This window comes from Micromonospora sonneratiae (genome assembly GCF_042679305.1).
In the GTDB taxonomy this organism is placed as follows: domain Bacteria; phylum Actinomycetota; class Actinomycetes; order Mycobacteriales; family Micromonosporaceae; genus Micromonospora_H; species Micromonospora_H sonneratiae.
In genome coordinates, this window is sequence record NZ_JBHTMP010000021.1 from 93688 (window position 1) to 111245 (window position 17558).

At 68.5% G+C, this 17558-nt stretch carries 14 protein-coding genes; 5 read left to right on the forward strand and 9 right to left on the reverse strand.

The annotated features are described in order from the left end of the window. The 4 genes from ACFQ4H_RS15775 to ACFQ4H_RS15790 form a co-directional block, all read right to left on the reverse strand. Positions 1-1034: hypothetical protein (locus ACFQ4H_RS15775; protein WP_377571680.1), on the reverse strand; the 1034-nt coding region annotated here is incomplete at its 3' end. Then, on the reverse strand, positions 1031-1594 hold the full coding sequence (locus tag ACFQ4H_RS15780) for a hypothetical protein (protein WP_377571682.1): 564 nt from the start codon (positions 1592-1594) through the stop codon (positions 1031-1033). The genes ACFQ4H_RS15775 and ACFQ4H_RS15780, both read right to left, overlap by 4 nt. After that, positions 1591-2988 carry a type IV secretory system conjugative DNA transfer family protein gene (locus tag ACFQ4H_RS15785; RefSeq protein WP_377571684.1) on the reverse strand — a complete coding sequence of 466 codons (1398 nt, stop codon included), beginning with the start codon at positions 2986-2988 and terminating at the stop codon, positions 1591-1593. Before ACFQ4H_RS15785 ends, ACFQ4H_RS15780 begins: the two co-directional genes overlap by 4 nt. 4 nt (positions 2989-2992) lie before the next feature. Further along, positions 2993-4162: a M48 family metalloprotease gene (locus ACFQ4H_RS15790; RefSeq protein ID WP_377571686.1), complete on the reverse strand. Its 1170-nt coding sequence runs from the start codon at positions 4160-4162 to the stop codon at positions 2993-2995. 717 nt (positions 4163-4879) lie between these two features. Between ACFQ4H_RS15790 and ACFQ4H_RS15795 the strand changes: the two genes are divergently transcribed. Then, complete coding sequence (locus tag ACFQ4H_RS15795) at positions 4880-7210, forward strand: ATP-binding protein (protein ID WP_377571688.1); 2331 nt, start codon at positions 4880-4882, stop codon at positions 7208-7210. Between the two features lie 29 nt (positions 7211-7239). Here the strand turns inward: ACFQ4H_RS15795 and ACFQ4H_RS15800 are convergent, their stop codons facing one another. Both ACFQ4H_RS15800 and ACFQ4H_RS15805 read right to left on the reverse strand, forming a co-directional pair. Next, positions 7240-8430: a GNAT family N-acetyltransferase gene (locus ACFQ4H_RS15800; RefSeq protein ID WP_377571689.1), complete on the reverse strand. Its 1191-nt coding sequence runs from the start codon at positions 8428-8430 to the stop codon at positions 7240-7242. 155 nt (positions 8431-8585) lie between these two features. Then, complete coding sequence (locus ACFQ4H_RS15805; protein ID WP_377571690.1) at positions 8586-9584, reverse strand: Bug family tripartite tricarboxylate transporter substrate binding protein; 999 nt, start codon at positions 9582-9584, stop codon at positions 8586-8588. 146 nt (positions 9585-9730) lie between these two features. On the opposite strand from ACFQ4H_RS15805, the gene ACFQ4H_RS15810 reads away from it, so the two are divergent. Further along, positions 9731-11287: a sensor histidine kinase gene (locus ACFQ4H_RS15810; protein ID WP_377571692.1), complete on the forward strand. Its 1557-nt coding sequence runs from the start codon at positions 9731-9733 to the stop codon at positions 11285-11287. Further along, the gene (locus tag ACFQ4H_RS15815; protein WP_377571694.1) at positions 11284-11958 is read left to right on the forward strand and encodes a response regulator; all 675 of its coding nucleotides are present in this window, start codon (positions 11284-11286) and stop codon (positions 11956-11958) included. Before ACFQ4H_RS15810 ends, ACFQ4H_RS15815 begins: the two co-directional genes overlap by 4 nt. 154 nt (positions 11959-12112) lie before the next feature. Here ACFQ4H_RS15815 and ACFQ4H_RS15820 read toward each other — a convergent pair whose 3' ends face one another. Next, entirely contained in the window at positions 12113-12778 is a 666-nt protein-coding gene (locus ACFQ4H_RS15820; protein ID WP_377571695.1) for a DUF998 domain-containing protein, read from the reverse strand. A gap of 138 nt (positions 12779-12916) precedes the next feature. Here ACFQ4H_RS15820 and ACFQ4H_RS15825 point away from each other — a divergent pair, with 138 nt between their 5' ends. Together ACFQ4H_RS15825 and ACFQ4H_RS15830 are read left to right on the forward strand one after the other, a co-directional pair. Then, positions 12917-13243 (forward strand): YciI family protein, encoded by a 327-nt coding sequence (locus ACFQ4H_RS15825; protein ID WP_377571697.1) that lies wholly within the window; start codon positions 12917-12919, stop codon positions 13241-13243. 50 nt (positions 13244-13293) lie between these two features. Then, on the forward strand, positions 13294-15243 hold the full coding sequence (locus tag ACFQ4H_RS15830) for a DUF6596 domain-containing protein (protein WP_377571698.1): 1950 nt from the start codon (positions 13294-13296) through the stop codon (positions 15241-15243). A gap of 14 nt (positions 15244-15257) precedes the next feature. On the opposite strand, the gene ACFQ4H_RS15835 is transcribed toward ACFQ4H_RS15830, so the two are convergent. Both ACFQ4H_RS15835 and ACFQ4H_RS15840 read right to left on the reverse strand, forming a co-directional pair. Then, positions 15258-16787: a tripartite tricarboxylate transporter permease gene (locus ACFQ4H_RS15835; protein ID WP_377571700.1), complete on the reverse strand. Its 1530-nt coding sequence runs from the start codon at positions 16785-16787 to the stop codon at positions 15258-15260. After that, positions 16784-17461 (reverse strand): tripartite tricarboxylate transporter TctB family protein, encoded by a 678-nt coding sequence (locus ACFQ4H_RS15840; protein ID WP_377571702.1) that lies wholly within the window; start codon positions 17459-17461, stop codon positions 16784-16786. The genes ACFQ4H_RS15835 and ACFQ4H_RS15840 overlap by 4 nt, the downstream gene beginning before the upstream one ends. Positions 17462-17558 lie beyond the last annotated feature (97 nt).

A 17558-nucleotide genomic window follows, 5' to 3' on the forward strand; every position in this document is an offset into this window, starting at 1 on the left:
TCCCCTACCTCCGGGTCCGCCTTCACCTCTGGGTCTGCCGCCTGATCCGCGTCTGCCTTGACCTCCGAATCAAGATCCAAACCCTCACTGTTTTCGACACCCGAGTCCGAAACGCCCTCCTGCTGCAAATGCCCCTTTAAAGCATCGATTGTTCTTTGCTGATCGGAGATCAGCGCATCTTTTGACTCGTTGAGCCTCTGCAGCTCTGCGATTTGCTCCTTCAGTTCAGCAATTTGAGCCGACTCGCCAGATCCGGAGCGCTCGACCTCTCCATCACCTTCCTTCACCGAACTGGAAATCGACGCCGGATCTTGTTTATTGCCTTCTTCGCCCTCTTTCTTCGCCTGAGAGTGGGCAGTATTAGATAAAGCCACTCCTGTCGCCACTAGAGACGCCCACACATTCTCCATAGGATTGAACCCGGGTATGGATCCGACAACTTGAAGGCCAGTCTTCTCAGGAAAGAGTTCGGCGTATTCGACAGCGATCAGAGAATCACGTTCTTCCTTGCTCAGTCCGCCGTCGCCAAGGCCATAGAACCTGCGAAGTCCCCGGTCTTCATCGACTTTTTCCCCTTCGGCACGCCACTTCGAGAATGCCAGACCGTGAGCTTTCAGCCCAGTCGACACTTCGCCATAGAACATGCCACCAGCAACGTTAGGCATCCCGTCCGAGACAAGTGCCGCCGAGCCAACGTGGCCAGCTAATCCAATCCCAAACCCGACCGCCTGAAACGCCAGCGGCGCAGTTGTGGTGGAATACGCGTGCTGACGTACCCAGTTACGGGTCTTGTCGTACCAGTTCCGCAGCCCTTTGAAGGGATCCCAGTCTCCACCTGGCTCCGGATTGATCTGTCCGGTCCCGGGCCCGGCCAGGGCGAGAGTACGGCCGCCCCAAGCCGGGCTGAACGCGCCAGCGAGTTGCCCCACCCCAGCTTGATTCGCGCTGGTGGCCTCGAACGAGAGTAAGGCTGGCTGCGATTCACCCGCCTGTTTACTTCGTTTGTTACGGCTGAGGAACCCGGTAAGGCTCACGGCACGACATCCAGATAGGCGCAAGAGTTGCTGACCAGCACGGGTATGCCCGCCGCTACCCGCCGAGCGACCGCTGCGGGCTCTTCCTCTGCCAGCGCGCCGATCTGCTGACACACGGCCCAGATGCTCGCCCGGTAGGACATCCCCCACACCGTGTAGAGGTCGAGCCCGACCAGCGCTCGCGGCTGCAGGTCCGGGCCGCCGATGGCGAACGCCTCTGGATGTTCGGCGGAGTTGCCGATCCCGATGGCAATCGACACCAGACGTAGCTGGGCGAGTTGGGCATCGAGCTTCGCGTCCTCGGGATCAAGCTCGATCATCATGCCCAGTCCGAGTAGCGCTTCCAGCACTTGGTCGCCATCGACATATCCGGCCTGACGGGTGGCCTGGAGCAGTGCCTCACGCGAATGGTGTGCGGTAGCCAGCAGCCAGATGTGGTACTCCCCGGGGCTCAGTTGGTGAAACTCGTCGCCTACCCGCACATTGGCGACCGGCGCTTCGCCCCCGGGCGGGAAGGTCATTCCGAGTGGGCATCCAACGGGCAACAGCAGAGAACTCACGGGGTGTATCCCTTCAGACGTGCGAATTCCGGCACCTGGCCGGCTGGCTGGGTCTGGACACGCAACGGGCGGTCACTGCGATAGAACAGCCAGGCATTCAACGGCGGAAGCATCTGGATCGCGTTCACCGGCAGAGCCGGGTAGTAGAAGCTGCTCACCGCGTGTCGCAGGCCCGCCTGACCATGCCCGCTGATTCCGCCACCCATGCCCGGTCCACCGAACATGCCACCAGCGTCGCCGCCCGTCGCACCAGGCTGGTACGTGACCGAGGTTTGCTTCTCCTCGCCCGCCCAGGATGACACGTCAGCAAGGTCCTGCCCGATGGACATGCCGCCGAAGATGAGCTTGGCGGTGGTGGCGGCAAGGATTGCGGATTGCTGCTCCACGCCGTACCGGTTGCGCAGCTGGGCCAGGCTCTGCACCGCCCACATGGTGATGATCCCGCGCCCACCACCCTCGCTGACCAACGAAGGGAGGCTCTGCAACGGCGCGATGTTGGCCACCTCGTCGAGTGCGAGGAGCAATGGCATGGAAAGCCTGCCGCCCTGTTTGGCGGCGAGTTCGGACGCTCGCTGGGCGATGCTGTCCACCAGGCCGGCCATCAGCGGTGCAATGGTCTGCTGGTGATGGGACGGACCGATGATGAACAACGACGAGGCGGTGGACAGGAACTGATCCAGGTCGAGGTCGGTCGCCTCACAGGAGCGGAGTACGGTCGGCTCGGCGGTCGCCTCGAGGGTGTTACGGGCCACCGAGTAGAAACTGCCGCGCTCTCGGTCGCCGAGCAGACGTACCGCCTCCAGGTCGTCGGCCCACATCGCCGCGTCGCTGCTGGACAGTCGCAGGATCGCGGCGGCGTCGCGGGTGTCCTGGGTGGCCAGCCACTTTCGCACCGTACGCAGCGGAAGTTGCTCGAGCGCGGCGGCATGGAAGTACGCCCGGAGAATGCCCGCTGCTCCGGCCCGCCAGTGATCGCCTTCCTGCATCCCCTGCCCGGCGACCGCCGTCATCGCGGCGACCCGTCGGTAGCACACACTGGGGTCGGCGCAGTCCGCCAGCGGCGACCAGCGCAGCGACTGTTCCGGGTACTCACTGCCGAACGGGTCGTACACATGTACCTGGCCACCGTGTTGGGCGGCGACCGCGCGACGCCAGTTACCGGTGAAACCGAGGATGTCGCCCCTGGTCGAGGTACAGACGAGGGGTCCCGCCCACTGCATGACGGTTGGGATGATCAGGCCGGAGGTCTTGCCGTACCGGGGCGGTCCGACGATCCCGACCGAGTCCTCCGGTGCGCTCCAGCAGCGCCGCTGCTGGTCGTTGGGGTCCCGGCCGAGAAAGACGTTGTACCGCTGGTTGAACCCGGGTGAGGACACCTGTGAGGGTGCCGTCATTGAATTAGTCCTTTTGCAACGTGCCGGTCACGGCTACTGGGATGGGCATGGCCGGGGCGTCCGGGTCGGGCAGCGGGTACGTCCGTCCTGGCTCCTCGAGCCGCTCCAACCGCAGTTCGTTCGGCGGGTGCGAGGCGCAGATGGCAAGGTCCCAACCGTTACGGCTGCCGTCGACGGTACGGCGTAGCCGGGCCAGCACCTGCCTGATCCCGGCCCGGTGCCCAGCCATGGCCGCAGCCTGGTCAGCCTGGTACTCGGCTGCTCGGGAGTCGGCCGCCTCCATCGGCACCACGAACCGCTGTACGGTCACGGTGATCGGCCAGGCGATGAGCAGGAGCAGGCCCTGGATGAGCGGGCTCCGGACGACCCGCATGATCGCCGTGACGATGGTGTACCCGATGTAGAGCGGCAGGGCGACACCACGTACGAAGATGCTGTTCACACTGTCACCGTTGGCCCAGTGGGCTAGCTCATGCGCGATGACACCGGCGATCGGTTCCCGCTCGTAGTTGAACTCGTCCAGCAGACCCTGATTGATCACGATGTGTCGGGTGACCGCGTAGGCGTTGACGTCGCGCGAGTCGTCCATCAGCACCATTGGCACGTTGCCCAGATGGAGCCTTTCCGCGCACTCATGCACGATCGGCATCAGAAGGTCAGCTTCGCGGCGGCTCATCCGACGCGCTCCGCCAAGCTTGAGGAACCAGGGCTCCGCGGCGATACGGACGATGGTGTAGATGCCGGCAAGGATCGCCGCGGTGATGACCTGCCCGATGAACGCACCGAATGCGACCGCCGGATCGTGCTGGTAGAGCAGCGCCCAGATGCCGAGCAGGCCGAAGAGGAAGCCTGAGATGGTGCCGACCACCGCGCCGATCAACGCACCTAGGACTCCACCTGCCTGGAACAGGCTGCTCTGGGTGGCGGTTCCGATCACGGGAAGGTCAGCCATCGGGTTGAGGCTGGGATCTAGGGCCAGCATGATGGTGCCTACGAAGCCGTAGAAGGCACCGCTCACCCCGCCGAACACCGCCATGAGGACCGCGAACGGCAGGTTCAGCCAGCCGCCGATGAAGGCGGCGGTGATTCCGCGCCAATCCCGGAACGTTCCGGCCACCAGCCAACTCGCGACCGACCCGTACCGGGCAGGTCGGTGGCTGAACAGCCGGTCCATCAGTGATCGCCCGACGGGGTTCGGGCCCGGTCCACCAGGCCTCGCACCGGGCGGTGCCGCTGGCTGTGCAGCGAACGTCTGGGGCGTCCTGCCCTGCACTGGTACGCCTTGGGGAACGGCACTGACCGGCTGTTGTGGCGGCGCACTGACCGGCTGTTGTGGCGGCGCACTGACCGGCGGCGCTGCGCCGGCCGGCTGTAGCGGCGATGCACTGACCGGAGGCACCGGGCTGGGTAGGCCGACCGGTGAAACGGGGGCGACCGGCTCGGCTGCCCCGCCGATCGGCGGCCCCACCGGCGGCCCCGACGGAACGGGACCTGGATCGATCGTCGGCGCACCGGCCGGGTCAAGAACGTACTGGGTCCACTGCCCTTCCGGAGTGCGCCACCGCCGGCGGCCATGACCGTCGTCGTACCACCCTTGCACGATGCGGGATCCCTTCAAACGAGTCCACCGGGCCATCACCTGTGCAACCACTTCGGACAGTGGTCGACATCGATCGCCGAGCCTAGTTCAGCCGCACCAGCACGGCGGGAAGTTTTGCCGTTCTCCCGGGGATCACCCGAATCGTGACGGCCAACCGGGCAGACGGACTTGCCCGGTTGAGTTTCAATAACATGCTGACCGCCGACCATTGGTCTCCACGTCGGCGAACGAGCACGACCAATCGACCAACCCCGGCAAGCATGGACAACCGTCATCAGGCAGAGGAGGGCGATGGCCGCGCGCGGCAAACCCGGTCGGCCGAAGAAGCAGATCAACGTCGGCACCAGTCCGGTGGCTGACTTCGCGTTGTCCCTGCGAAGGCTCCGTGCCGATGCTGGAAGCCCGACGTACCGCCAGATGAGCGAACGCGTCCACTACGCGCACAACGTGCTGTCCCAGGCGGACTCGGGATATCGGCTGCCCACGGACGAGGTCCTCGAGGCGTACGTGACCGCGTGTGGTGGCGACACCGTCCTCTGGCGCCAGCGGCTACGGCAGGCCCGCGAGGCGATGGCCCCGCGGCCCGACAGCGCGCCACTACGGATCACCCGTACGCTCACCGCCGATCGGGCGGACTTCACCGGTCGGGCCACGGAACTCGGCTACCTGTACACGCTCCTACCCACCCCGGAGAGCCCACCGGCCACCGTCGTCGTCAGTGGTCTCGGTGGCGTTGGCAAGACCGCTCTGGCCGTGCACGCCGCTCACAAACTCTCCCCGTACTTTCCGGACATCCAGCTTCAGGTGGACCTGCTCGGCTTCGGTCCCAGCTGCCAGCCGCCGGCGGACCCGGCCAGTGTGCTGGCCGACCTGCTGGTAGTGCTCGGGGTCCCGACCGATCAGATCCCGACCAGTCCGCAGGCCCGGGCGGCGCTCTACCGCGACCGGCTGGCTGGCCGCCGGGCGCTGATCCTGCTGGACGACGTGGCGAACGAGGGGCAGGTTCGCCCGTTGCTGCCCGGCTCGCCCGGTTGCTTCGTGCTGGTGACCAGTCGCAGCCGGCTCACCGGTCTGGACGACGCACAGCACCTGGTCCTGGACACGTTCCCCCCTCGGGACGCGCTCACCCTCTTCACTCGGATCGTCGGCGAACCGCGACGCCTTGCCGAGCCTGCGGTGGCAACGGAGATCTGCGAGTTGGTGGGCGGCCTGGCCATTGCGATCACCGTGGTGGGTGGTCGGCTCAAGGCAAGGCCGGCCTGGTCGCTGGAGTCACTGGCCCGGTCACTCCGCGACGAACATGCCCGCCTGGCCGAACTGGAGACCGGCGACCGGTCGGTGCAGGCCGCATTCAACGTGTCGTACCACCCCCTGACGGAGCAGACCCGGCGGGTCTTCCGGCTGCTGGCGGTACACCCAGGGGAGGATGTCACCGTCGAGTCGGTGGCCGCCCTGGCCGACCTGGACCTGGCCACTGCCAGCCGGACGATGGAATGCCTACTCGACGTCAGTCTGGTGCAGCAGGCCAGCCCCGGCCGCTACCGGATGCACGACCTGGTCCGGGCATACGCACGTGAGCGCGGCCGGGGTGAGGACCCACCGGAGGTACGCCGGGAAGCGCTGCACCGGGTGATCAGCTGGTACCTGCACAGCGCCCACAGTGCACGGGCGCTGCTGTATCCCGGCATCCGGCCGCTCCCGTTGGCCGACGGGACGACGCCCCGCAACCCACTGGCGTTCGACGACCATCAGGCGGCTCTCGCCTGGTGCGAGGCCGAACGGGCGGCCCTGACCGCAGCTGTGGCTGCTGCTGCCAGCAACGACCTGCCCGATCTCGCGTGGCAACTGCCCCGGGTGCTGTTGGAGTTCTACGACCTGCGCAAACACTGGAACGACTGGATCGACACGCACCAGGTTGCGCTGGCCGCCGCTACCCGGGCAGCCGATCCGGCGGCCCGGGCCCACATCCTGCACGGGCTCGGGGGCGCGTATCGGCACCTGGATCGATACGAGGAGGCGCTGGACCACTGCCGGGAGGCACTCACACTCTGGCGGCAGACCGACGACCGTTCCGGTGAAGCGGGCACCCTCAACTTCCTCGGTGTCGTCTACCGGAACCTCATGCGGTACGACGAATCGGTCGAGACCTACCGGCGAGGGCTACAGCTGTACCGCGAGATCGGCTACCGGTACGGCGAGGGAATCATCCTGAACAACCTCGGCGACGTCTGCCGCGAGTGGGGGCGTTTCGAGGAGGCGATCGACTACTTCCAGCAGGCCGTACCGCTACGGCGGGAGACCGGACACCGCTTCGGCGAAGGACACACGTACGACGGTCTGGGTGCCACTCACCTGGCGGTCGGTGACCTCGACCGGGCGCTACCCCTGCTACGGCGGGCGCTGGAGATACGTCGCGACATCGGCGACCGGTGGGGTACGGCGGAGACGCTGGACACTCTCGGCCGGGCCCACCGGGCGCTCGGAGAGGACCGTACCGCGCTCGACTGCTGGGCCGAGTCTGCGGCGATCTTCGACCAGCTCGACGCGGCACGGGCAGCGGCGGTTCGGGGCCGCGCGGGCAGGTCAGCGTCCGTGGGTACGCTGCGCCCGGTCGGGGCATGAGCCACGACCGGGTCCCCCGCCTGCGGGGCTCAAAAGTCGGCGAACAGGTACGGCAGCTGCCGGGGAAAGAGAGCACGTAGCTGCGCCCCGGCGGCACGGTCCACCACACCGAAGCCTCGGACGGCCAGTTCAGCCGGATCGAGGACGCCGTAGACGAGACCGGAGACACCGGCTGCGGTCAGGGTCGCCGTCGGCACCGAGGTTTCCTGCCCACGTACGACTGCGAGCTTGCCGTCCACGCCGTCGAGCAGATAGTGGCCGGCGATGAACGGATCCTCGACGATCTCGACGTTCACCCGGCCGGGGCCGACCGCAAGTCCGGTCAACGCGTCCAGCGACAGCACCCGAGCCATGGGTGCCACGTCGACCGGGTACCTGACCCTGGCCTCGGCCCGGACGGAAAGGTCGGTCAGCCACAACTCGGGGGTCTCGTCGGCGGCCACCAGCAGGCTGATCTCGGTCACCTGGTCAACGTGGTACGCGAAGAACCGCAGCAGCAGCGCCCGGCCGAGCGGGCTGGCGGTCAGCAGATCGCCGGCCACGAGCTTGCCGCCGTGCTCCTCGATGCGGAAGGCCACCGCACCGACCACTTCCCCGTCGACCTCGGCGACGGCCAGCCACTCCCGGTCCATGTCGCGCTGTCGTACGGCACGGAAGTCCGGGAAGACGGCGAATCCGTGCCGCTCGGCCAGCATCCGATGGGTGAAGTCCCGGTAGCTGTCGTATCCGTCCTTGAACCGCCGCAGACCGACGTCGCCGGGAAGTTGGGTCCGGAGCAGCGGCGCGAGATCGGCCGGCGTGAGGGTGACCCGCCGTGTCGCTGGCAACCCGACGTAGCCGAAGCGCTCATAGAACGAGGCCCGGAACGGATACAGGGCGCTGATCGGGTGCCCGGTGTCGCGCATCTCGCCGAGCAACTGTGGCAACAGCGCCCGGATGTGGCCCTGTCGGCGGGCCAACGGGTGGGTGGCGACACCGGCGACACCGGCCATCTGATGCACCACGCCGCGCAGGTTCTGCCGCATCGGGATGGCAGACGCCGTGGCCACGGCGGTGTCGGCGTCCTCGACGACCAGTGAGACACTGCCGTCGATGTACGGAAGGTACCGGCGGTATTCCTCTTCCCGATCGGCGCCGCTCGGTGACTGTTCGAATGCGTACGCCAGCAGCGGCAATGTCGTAGTGAGCCGCTCGTCCCCGGCTACCTTGCGGATCTTCATGCCACCATCCCAACACCGGTTGTGGCGGATCTTCAACCGGCTTACGGAGACCCGGCGCCCCGGCCCGCAGCTCTGCCCCGGTGCTGCTCCGCCCCGGTGCCGCTCTGTCCCGGTTGCCGCTCAGCGCCGTCTTCGCCAGGTCCCCGGGTCTGCGCTCACCCGGTCCGCCGGGCGGTAACCTGACCCGCAGCCAGGCCAAGATCGCTGAGCACCCTGGCCAGGCGGTCGTTCTCCGCCTGCAGGAACGCACCGAACTCGTCGCCGTCGAGGTAGGCGTCCGTCCAGCCGTACCTGGCCAACGCCGCCTTCCACTGGGCGCTGTCGCGCAGCCGTACCACCAGCGCACGCAGTGCCGTGACATCACGTTCGGTGAGGCCCGGCGGGGCGACGATGCCACGCCAGTTGGCGAACACCACGTCCACGCCATTCTCCCGCAACGTGGGCGCGTGGATACCGGGAATCCGCCGCTCGCTGGTGACGGCGAGGACCCGTAACTGACCCGATGCGATCTGGTCGGCGTACTCGCTCAGGCCGGAGACCCCGAACGCGACCTGCTTGTCCAGGATCGCCGCCAGCAGGTCACCGCCACCGTCGTACCGGCGGTAGGCGACCTGGCTCGGCCGGATGCCGACGGCCTCCGCCAGCAGCATCGGCGCGAGGTGGTCCGGTCCGCCGGCGGTGGACCCGCCACCGACCGGAACGGCCGCCGGGCGGGCCCGCCAGGCCGTGACGAGTTCAGCGAGGTCACGGTACGGCGAATCGCGGGTGACCACGACGATCGCCGACTCCTCGATCAGCCGGGCGATCGGGGTGGTGTCCTGGAGGGTGACCGGTGCTTCCCCGGCGTACTGGCTGCCGACCACCCCCAGCCCCATCAGCATCATGAGCTGGCCGTTGCCCCGCTCGTAGCCCAGTCGCCGCAGTCCGACGACGCCCCCGCCACCGGGCAGGTTGAACACCTCGACCTCTCGGGTGATGCCGGCCTCCGCCAGCACCTTCGCGCAGGTCCGGGCCGTGATGTCGTAGCCGCTGCCCGGCGCGTTGGGCACCATGATCCGCAGTTCGGGCGGGGCGTCCGTGGTCGGACTGCCACAGGCTCCGACACTCAGCAGGACCACGAGGCCAGCCGCCACCGAACGGATCAGCAGACGCATCGCAGCTCCTAAAAGGTGGATAGCTGCCGATCCTGCTGGTAGAACGCGCGGTTGTCACGGGGTAAATCACGGGTTGCGCCGACCTGCCCCGACGCTCTTTGCTGTGCCTGTCAGGAAGGGCCCCGCCATCGAGGAGGGAGGGCGCGGTGCAGCGGTTGTCCCTGGCTGGTCAGTTTCTGCTGTTCCAGCTCGGCATCGTGCTGCTCGTGGTGAGTGCCGTCGCGGCGGTGTCGATCGCGGAGTCCGACGCCGAGTTCCGTCGTGAGGAGGGCGCGCGGCTACGGTCCGTCGGCGAGAACGCGGCGATCAACCGTACTGTCCGGCTGGGGCTCGGTGATCCGGTCGGCCGCGAGGCACTGGCTGCGGTCGCGGAGAGCGCCCGGGCGGTCTCCGGTGCCTCGTACGTGCTGATCGTCGATGCCACGGGGAAGCTGGTGACCGGGCCGGACGTGGGTGCTCCGGCCGTGCTCGGCGACAGCGACGGACTCTCCGGACGCTCGTGGATCGGTGTCGTGGACGACGGCGCCAAGGCGCTGGTCGCACACGTGCCGGTACTGGACGAACGGGATGGCCGCTTCATCGGCCTCATCGTGGTCGGCCGTACCTATCCGACGTTGCCGGAGCAGTTCGCCGCCGCCATCACCAACCTGCTGACCTATCTGCTGCTCGGCGGCATGCTCGGCGTGGCTGGCTCGCTGCTGTTGGCTCGCCGGGTGAAGCGACAGACGCTGGGCCTGGAGCCGGGCGAGATCGCCAGTCTCGTCGAGCACCGGGAGGCGATGCTGTACGGCATCAAGGAGGGCGTGATGGGTACGGACGCCGCCGACCGGGTCACCCTGGTCAACGACGAGGCAGTCCGGTTGCTCGGGCTTGCGGACTCGCCCGTCGGCCGGTCCCTGCACACCCAGCCGCTGGACCCGGGCCTGCTCGACGTACTGACCGGCCGGGTGACCGGCGTGGACCGGATCGTCCTCAGCGACGACCGGGTGCTGGTGCTCAACCGGCGGCCGGTGGTGGTCCGGGGCCGCCGGGTCGGCTCGGTGACCACCCTGCGCGACCGGACCGAGTTGACCGCGCTCCGCCGCGAGCTGGACGTCAGCCGGCACACCACCGACACGCTGCGGGCCCAGGCGCACGAGTTCTCCAACCGGTTGCACACCATCGCCGGTCTGGTGGAGTTGGGCGAGCACGACGAGGTGGTCAGATACATCACCAGGAACCGCCAGGTCCATGAGGCGCTCAACCGGGACGTGACCAGCCTGATCCGCGATCCGGCGCTGGCCGCGCTGCTGATCGCCAAGGCCAGTCTCGCGGCCGAGCAGGGTGTGCAGCTGCTGATCTCGCCGGATTCGGACCTTCCTCCGGTCGACGATCGGCTCTCCGGCGACCTCGTCACCGTGGTCGGCAACCTGGTGGACAACGCCCTCGACGCGATCGGTTCAGGTGGGAGAACGGAGGTGACCGTGCGTACGGTCGACAGCACGGTGCACGTCACGGTCGTCGACTCGGGGCCGGGTGTGCCCCCCGAACTGGCCGAGGAGGTGTTCCGGCAGGGCTACAGCACCAAGGACCGGGCCGGGGGACACCAGGGCCTCGGCCTGGCCCTGACCCGGCTGATCTGCCTCAACCGGGGCGGCGGTATCGAGGTGACCGGGTCCACGTTCCACGCCCGGCTCCCCCTGGTGATCGGAGCGGCTGCATGATCCGGGTGCTGGTGGTCGACGACGACTTCATGGTCGCCAAGGTGCACAGTGGTTTCGTCGAGCGGGTGCCGGGATTCACCGTGACCGGGGTGGCCCATTCCGGCGCCACGGCGTTGGCCGAGGTGGAACGCACCCGTCCCGACCTGATGCTGCTCGACATCTACCTGCCGGACGTTTCCGGTCTGGAGGTGCTACGGCGGCTGCGTGAGGGCGACGTCGGGGTGGACGTGCTGGTGGCCACCGCCGCCCGGGACGTCGACACGATCCGTACCGCTCTGCGCGGCGGCATCGTGCACTACCTGATCAAGCCGTTCACCTTCGACACGCTGCGCGACCGGTTGGAACGCTACGCGGTGACCCACCGTCAACTGTCCGGCTCCGGCGAGGTCGCCCAGGACGATGTCGACCGACTGCTCCTGGGCATCCGCCCGACCCCGGTAGACCTGCCGAAGGGGTTGACCCCACCGACGGCGGAGTTGGTCGCCGGTGCCCTGCGCGAGGCCGGTGAGGATCTGTCCGCCAGCGAGTGTGCCGATCTGGTCGGCCTGTCGCGGGTGAGCACCCGCCGTTACCTGGAACATTTCGTCGGAGCCGGCCGGGCGAAGGTCAGCCTGCGGTACGGCTCCGCCGGCCGACCGGAACGTCGTTACCGGTGGGCCGGCGGAGCCTGACCTGCTGGTGACCGGCTGAGGGGCCGGGCAAGGGGCCGGGGAAGGGGCCGCGCGAGGGATGCCTCGGCGGCCGACCTGTCTGGTCGGTCGCCCGCGGGCTGGTCCAGCTTCCGGGCCTCAGGTCGGCCGGGTGCGGGTTCGCTACGAACCGGGTTCAGTGGCTACGGCGGTAGCGGGCGGCGACCGTGGAGATCCAGAGCATCGCGGCGATGGCACCGACGGCCAGGGTCAGGGAGCCGGCCCTGCCGCCGCTCATCGCCCAGCCGTTGCCGAGCAGCAGGGCGGTGCCGGCGATCCGGGAAGACACGGCAGCTCCGCGCTCCCCGGCGCGGCCGAAGTGGTGGCCCAGCACGTAGCAGGCGGCGATCAGGGCGGTGAAGGCAATCGACCCGGCAGCCATGTGGCCGTAGCTGTGCCAGGTCAGCGCCTCGGGCATCCCGTACGGGGTGCCGACCGGGAAGCCGTCGGCCGGATCCATGACGAAGACTCCTGCGGCGACCATGCCGACGCCGCTGACCAGGACCAGCCGTGGTGCCCACCTGCCGCCCGGGGTGTCGTGCAGGGCTCGGCGCAGACCGGCCGCCCCGAGGACGGTCAGGATGCCGGCAAGCACGAAGTTGGTGATCTGTAGCCAGCCGAGGGAGCCGTTGCTCAGCATGCTCAGCGGATGGCGGGTCAGGTCGAAGCCGTCGCGGATGGCGGCCTGGGCCAGGGAGACGGTCACCCACAGGGGCCCCGCGACGGCCGCACAGGTGAGCAGGGACCGGGTGGAGACGGAGGTGGCGGCAGCGGTGGCGACCGGCATCTGGGCAGTGGTCATGGTTGACGTCCTTCCGGGTTCTTCTTCGCTTCCCACCCACACGTCGATCCCGGCCATGTGACAGGGAATGCCGGCCGTTCCCTGTCACATAGGCTCGCGCGACGTAGAGACGCAACGACCAAGGAAAAGGGGAAGAACATGCGCTACCTGATGATGTCCAAGCCCTCGGACACCGCCGCGCCGGACGAGAACCTGCACGTCGCGATGGGCAAGTTCATCGAGGAGCTGACGGCGGCGGGCATCCTGCTGGCCACCGGGGGCCTTGAGCCGGGCGGTGTCCGGATCACGTCCTCCGGCGACGAGATCACGGTGACGGACGGGCCGTTCGCCGAGGCCAAGGAGGCCGTGGTCGGCTTCGCGCTGGTCGAGGTCCGGTCCAGGGAGGAGGCAATCGAACTGACCCGCCGGTTCCGCAGGATCGTCGGCGACGGTGAGAGCGTGATCCAGCAGGTCTTCGGCCCCTGAACCGCGCCCCAACCGGTGAGCAGGTCGGGGATGCTGTCATCGTTGCTGTGATGGACGCCCATGGCACCGTCGACGCGGTCTGGCGACTTGAGTCGGCCAGGATCATCGCCGGCCTCACCCGGATGGTGCACGACGTCGGCCTCGCCGAGGAGTTGGCCCAGGACGCACTGGTCGCCGCCCTCGAACAGTGGCCCGACTCTGGTGTCCCGGACAACCCCGGCGCCTGGTTGATGGCCATCGCCAAGCGGCGTGCCATCGACCACCTCCGACGGGTCCAGCGCGTGGAGCGTACGCACGAACAGCTCGCCCACGCGCTGGACCAGGCACCGCCCCCCGAGCAGGACGACGTCCTACGGTTGATGTTCATCTCCTGCCACCCGCTGCTGCCGACCGAGGCCCGGGTCGCGTTGACGCTCCGGCTGGTCGGCGGCCTGACGGCTGCGGAGATCGCGCGGGCGTTCCTCGTCAACGAACCGTTGATCGTCCAGCGCATCGCCGAGGCCAAGCGGACGTTGGCACGGGAGCGGGTACCGTTCGAGCTGCCGGCGGGACCGGCGTTGCCCGAGCGCCTGTCCTCGGTGCTCGGGGTCATCTATCTGATCTTCAACGAGGGTTACTCGGCGACGTCCGGGGACGACCTGATCCGGCCGGGGCTCTGCCTTGAGGCGCTGCGGCTGGGCCGGTTGCTGGCCGAGTTGGCCCCGTACGGTGCCGAGGTGCACGGGCTGGTCGCGCTGATGGAGATCCAGGCGTCCCGCTCGGCCGCCCGGACCGGACCGTCGGGTGAGCCTGTTCCGTTGCACCAGCAGAACCGGGGACGCTGGGATCAACTGCTCATCCGGCGTGGCTTCACCGCGATGCTGCGGGCCCGGGAGGTCGGCGGTCCGCCGGGCCCGTACGTCCTACAGGCGGCGATCGCCGTGTGTCACGCCCAGGCACGAACCGCCGAGGAGACCGACTGGGCACAGATCGCCGCCCTGTACGACGCGCTGGCCCACCTGCTACCAACCCCGGTCGTCCAGCTCAACCGGGCGGTGGCGGTGGGCATGGCGCACGGGCCGCAGGCGGGTCTGGCCCTGGTCGACTCGTTGACCATCGATCCCACGATGCAGAACTACCACCTGCTGCCCGGCGTCCGGGGGGATCTTCTGGCCCGGTTGGGTCGGTACGACGAGGCGCGGGTGGAGTTCGAACGGGCCGCATCGCTGACCGGGAACGCGGCCGAGCGTGCCTTCCTGCGCCGTCGCGCGGACGAGATCGGTGCCACCGGTGCATCGGGTACCACACTCGGGCAGGCCAGCCAGGACTTCCTCAGCCGCGACGACCTAGACGCCGCGACGATCCGCTCGTACGGACAGACCCTCCGACGCCTGTGCCTGGCCCTGGGCGAGCAACTGCCGCTGGTCTCCCTGACCGCCGATCACGTGGTGCGGGTGTTCACGACGGCCTGGGGCGGGGCGGCGGCCAGTACCTGGAACCGGCACCGGTCAGCCGTCCGGACGTTCGGCGCCTGGGCGGCCCTGGAGGATCTCGCGGCCGGTCTCGACCGACGGCCCGAGACGCGTTCTCGGACGGCGACGATCGACCCGGGGCAGCTGGCTGCGCTCTGGAGCCGTGCCGACCTGCCGATGCGGGAACTGACCCTGTGGCGGATCCTGCACGAGTCGGCGGCCCCGGTGACGGCCGTCCTGGCACTGAACGTCGAGCACCTCGACCTGGACGACCGTCGGGCCTGGGTGGCCGGCACCTGGGTGAACTGGCGTCACGGGACCGCCCGGCTGCTTCCGCACCTGGTGGCTGGCCGGACCCGGGGCCCACTGTTCCTCGCCGACCGGCGCACCGGACCGGCCCGGACACCGGCGGCGGCTGACCTGTGTCCGGAAACAGGTCGTCGCCGCCTGTCCTACGAGCGGGCCGAATACCTCTTCAAGCAGGCCACGAAGTCCCTCGACCCGGCCGGCCACGGCTACACCCTCCGACAGCTCAGGTCCCGTACCTGATCATCGACTGGTGCTCAGTCGTCCTCGCCGAACGCCAGCCGCTCGGCGGTCCGGCCGCGCAGCCGTGCGATCATCCGGGGCAGGTACGGCAGCAGCACCGCCAGCACCACCAGTCCGAGCAGCGTGGCGGTCAACGGTCGGCTCACGAAGACGGTGAAGTCCCCGTTGGCCAGCAGCAGCGTACGGCGGAACTGCAGCTCCATCATCGGCCCGAGGATGGCCCCCAGGATCACCGGTGCGATCGGGAAGTCGAAGTGGCGCATGAAGTACCCGACCACCCCGATCCCGTACGCGATCAGCACCTGGACGACGCTGTTCGACGCGACGTACACGCCGAGGGTGGCGAAGACCAGGATGCCCGCGTACAGCACGGGTCTGGGGATCTGTAGCACCTTCACCCACACCCGGATCAGTGGCAGGTTCAGGGCCAGCAGCAGTACGTTGCCGACGTAGAGGGAGGCGATCAGCGCCCACACGAGTTCGGGCGACTTCTCGAACAGTTGCGGACCGGGTTGCAGGTTGAAGATCTGGAACGCGGCCAGCATCACGGCGGCGGTGGCCGAGGTCGGGATGCCCAGGGTCAGCAGCGGTACGAGCACCCCGGAGAAGGCCGCGTTGTTGGCCGCCTCCGGGCCGGCCACCCCTTCGATCGCCCCCTTGCCGAACTGCTCCCTGTGCTTGGAGCGACGCTTCTCGTAGGTGTACGACAGGAAGGTCGGCACGTCGGCTCCGCCGGACGGCAGCGCACCGAACGGGAATCCGACGGCGGTGCCACGCAGCCACGGTCGCCAGGAGCGGGCCCAGTCCTGCCGGCTCATCCAGCGGGCTCCACCGACCGGCTCCAGCGGCGTCACGTGCTCGGGGAGCTGCCGGAGGCGGCTGGCGACGTAGAGGGTCTCGCCGATCGCGAACAGACCGACGATGATCACGACGACGTCGACGCCTTCGAGTAGTTGCAGGGTGCCGAAGGTGAACCGGGCCTGACCGGTCAGCCCGTCCAGGCCGACCAGGCCGAGGAACAGACCGAGGCTCAACGACATCAGTCCCCGTACGAGCGACCGGCCGACCAGCGCGGTGACCGCGATCATGGCCAGTACCGCCAGGGCGAAGTAGTCCGCAGCCCGGAAGTTGACCGCCAGGGCGGCGAACGGCTTCGCGAACAGGGTCAACAGCAGTGTGGAGATGGTGCCGGCGACGAACGAGCCGATCGCGGCGGTGGCCAGGGCGGCTCTGGCCCGGCCACTTCGGGCCATCTGGTAGCCCTCGATGGCGGTGGCCACCGACGCGGACTCACCGGGCGTGTTGAGCAGGATGGATGTGGTCGACCCGCCGTACATCGCGCCGTAGTAGATGCCGGCGAACATGATGAAGGTGCCGATCGGGTCGTCCAGGCTGAAGGTGACCGGCAACAGCAGGGCGATGGTCAGGGCTGGTCCGATGCCGGGCAACACCCCGACGAACGTGCCCAGCGTGACGCCGATCGCCGCGTAGAGCAGGTACTGCGGACTGAGGACGGTCCCGAAGCCCGCCAACAGGTCGGTCATATCGGCAACACCCCACTGGGCAGTCCGATGGCCAGCAACTGGGTGAAGGAGAGGTACACGGCCAGGGCCAGCGGTACGGCGACGACGAGGTCACGGACCAACTGCCGGCTGCCGAGGATCCGAGCCGTCAGTACGAAGAACACCACCGTCGCCAGTACGAACCCGAGCGCTTCGAGGGCGAACACGTAGCCGCACAGCGCTGCGGCCAGCAGGACGGGTGGCAGCCACTGGACCTCGGCCGGCGCCGGCCGGGTCGGCACGTCGTCCCCGGCTCCCGGGTCGTCGTCCGCCGCGGTTCCGTCCCCGGTTCCCGGGTCGTCGTCCGCCGCGGTTCCGTCCCCGGTTCCCGGGTCGTCGTCGGCCGCGGTCCCGTCCGTGTCCGCGTCCGTGGGACCGGCACCGCTCGGCTGGATGGGCCGATCGGGGGCGACGAACTGCCGGACCAGATACCAGAGGGCCAGCGCCAGCCAACCGCTGGTCACCACGAGCGGCGCCAGCCATGGGCCGTCGAGGGCCAGGTTGCCGTCGGCCGAGTCGTACGCGTACCAGGTCAGAAAGAGTCCGGCCGCCAGCATGACGGCACCCAGCACCCGTGGTCCCGTCGGTGGCCGCCCGGGGAGGGCACCGCTGTGCTGCGGCGCCCTCTCCTTTTCCGCAGGGGTCGACAGCGCCATCTAGTGTCTCGTGATCCCGATGTCTTTACTTGAGATGTGTTGTGGTTGGCTGTGTCGGTGGAGATGTCGTCGGATGAGCGGGCCGAGCTTCGGGCGT

Coding starts and splice junctions, on each gene's coding strand:
- ACFQ4H_RS15815 (WP_377571694.1), top strand. CDS start 11,284: ATGATCCGGGTGCTGGTGGTCGACGACGACTTCATGGTCGCCAAGGTG.
- ACFQ4H_RS15805 (WP_377571690.1), bottom strand. CDS start 9,584: ATGCGTCTGCTGATCCGTTCGGTGGCGGCTGGCCTCGTGGTCCTGCTG.
- ACFQ4H_RS15785 (WP_377571684.1), bottom strand. CDS start 2,988: ATGACGGCACCCTCACAGGTGTCCTCACCCGGGTTCAACCAGCGGTAC.
- ACFQ4H_RS15790 (WP_377571686.1), bottom strand. CDS start 4,162: ATGGACCGGCTGTTCAGCCACCGACCTGCCCGGTACGGGTCGGTCGCG.
- ACFQ4H_RS15795 (WP_377571688.1), top strand. CDS start 4,880: ATGGCCGCGCGCGGCAAACCCGGTCGGCCGAAGAAGCAGATCAACGTC.
- ACFQ4H_RS15800 (WP_377571689.1), bottom strand. CDS start 8,430: ATGAAGATCCGCAAGGTAGCCGGGGACGAGCGGCTCACTACGACATTG.
- ACFQ4H_RS15840 (WP_377571702.1), bottom strand. CDS start 17,461: ATGGCGCTGTCGACCCCTGCGGAAAAGGAGAGGGCGCCGCAGCACAGC.
- ACFQ4H_RS15835 (WP_377571700.1), bottom strand. CDS start 16,787: ATGACCGACCTGTTGGCGGGCTTCGGGACCGTCCTCAGTCCGCAGTAC.
- ACFQ4H_RS15825 (WP_377571697.1), top strand. CDS start 12,917: ATGCGCTACCTGATGATGTCCAAGCCCTCGGACACCGCCGCGCCGGAC.
- ACFQ4H_RS15820 (WP_377571695.1), bottom strand. CDS start 12,778: ATGACCACTGCCCAGATGCCGGTCGCCACCGCTGCCGCCACCTCCGTC.
- ACFQ4H_RS15830 (WP_377571698.1), top strand. CDS start 13,294: ATGGACGCCCATGGCACCGTCGACGCGGTCTGGCGACTTGAGTCGGCC.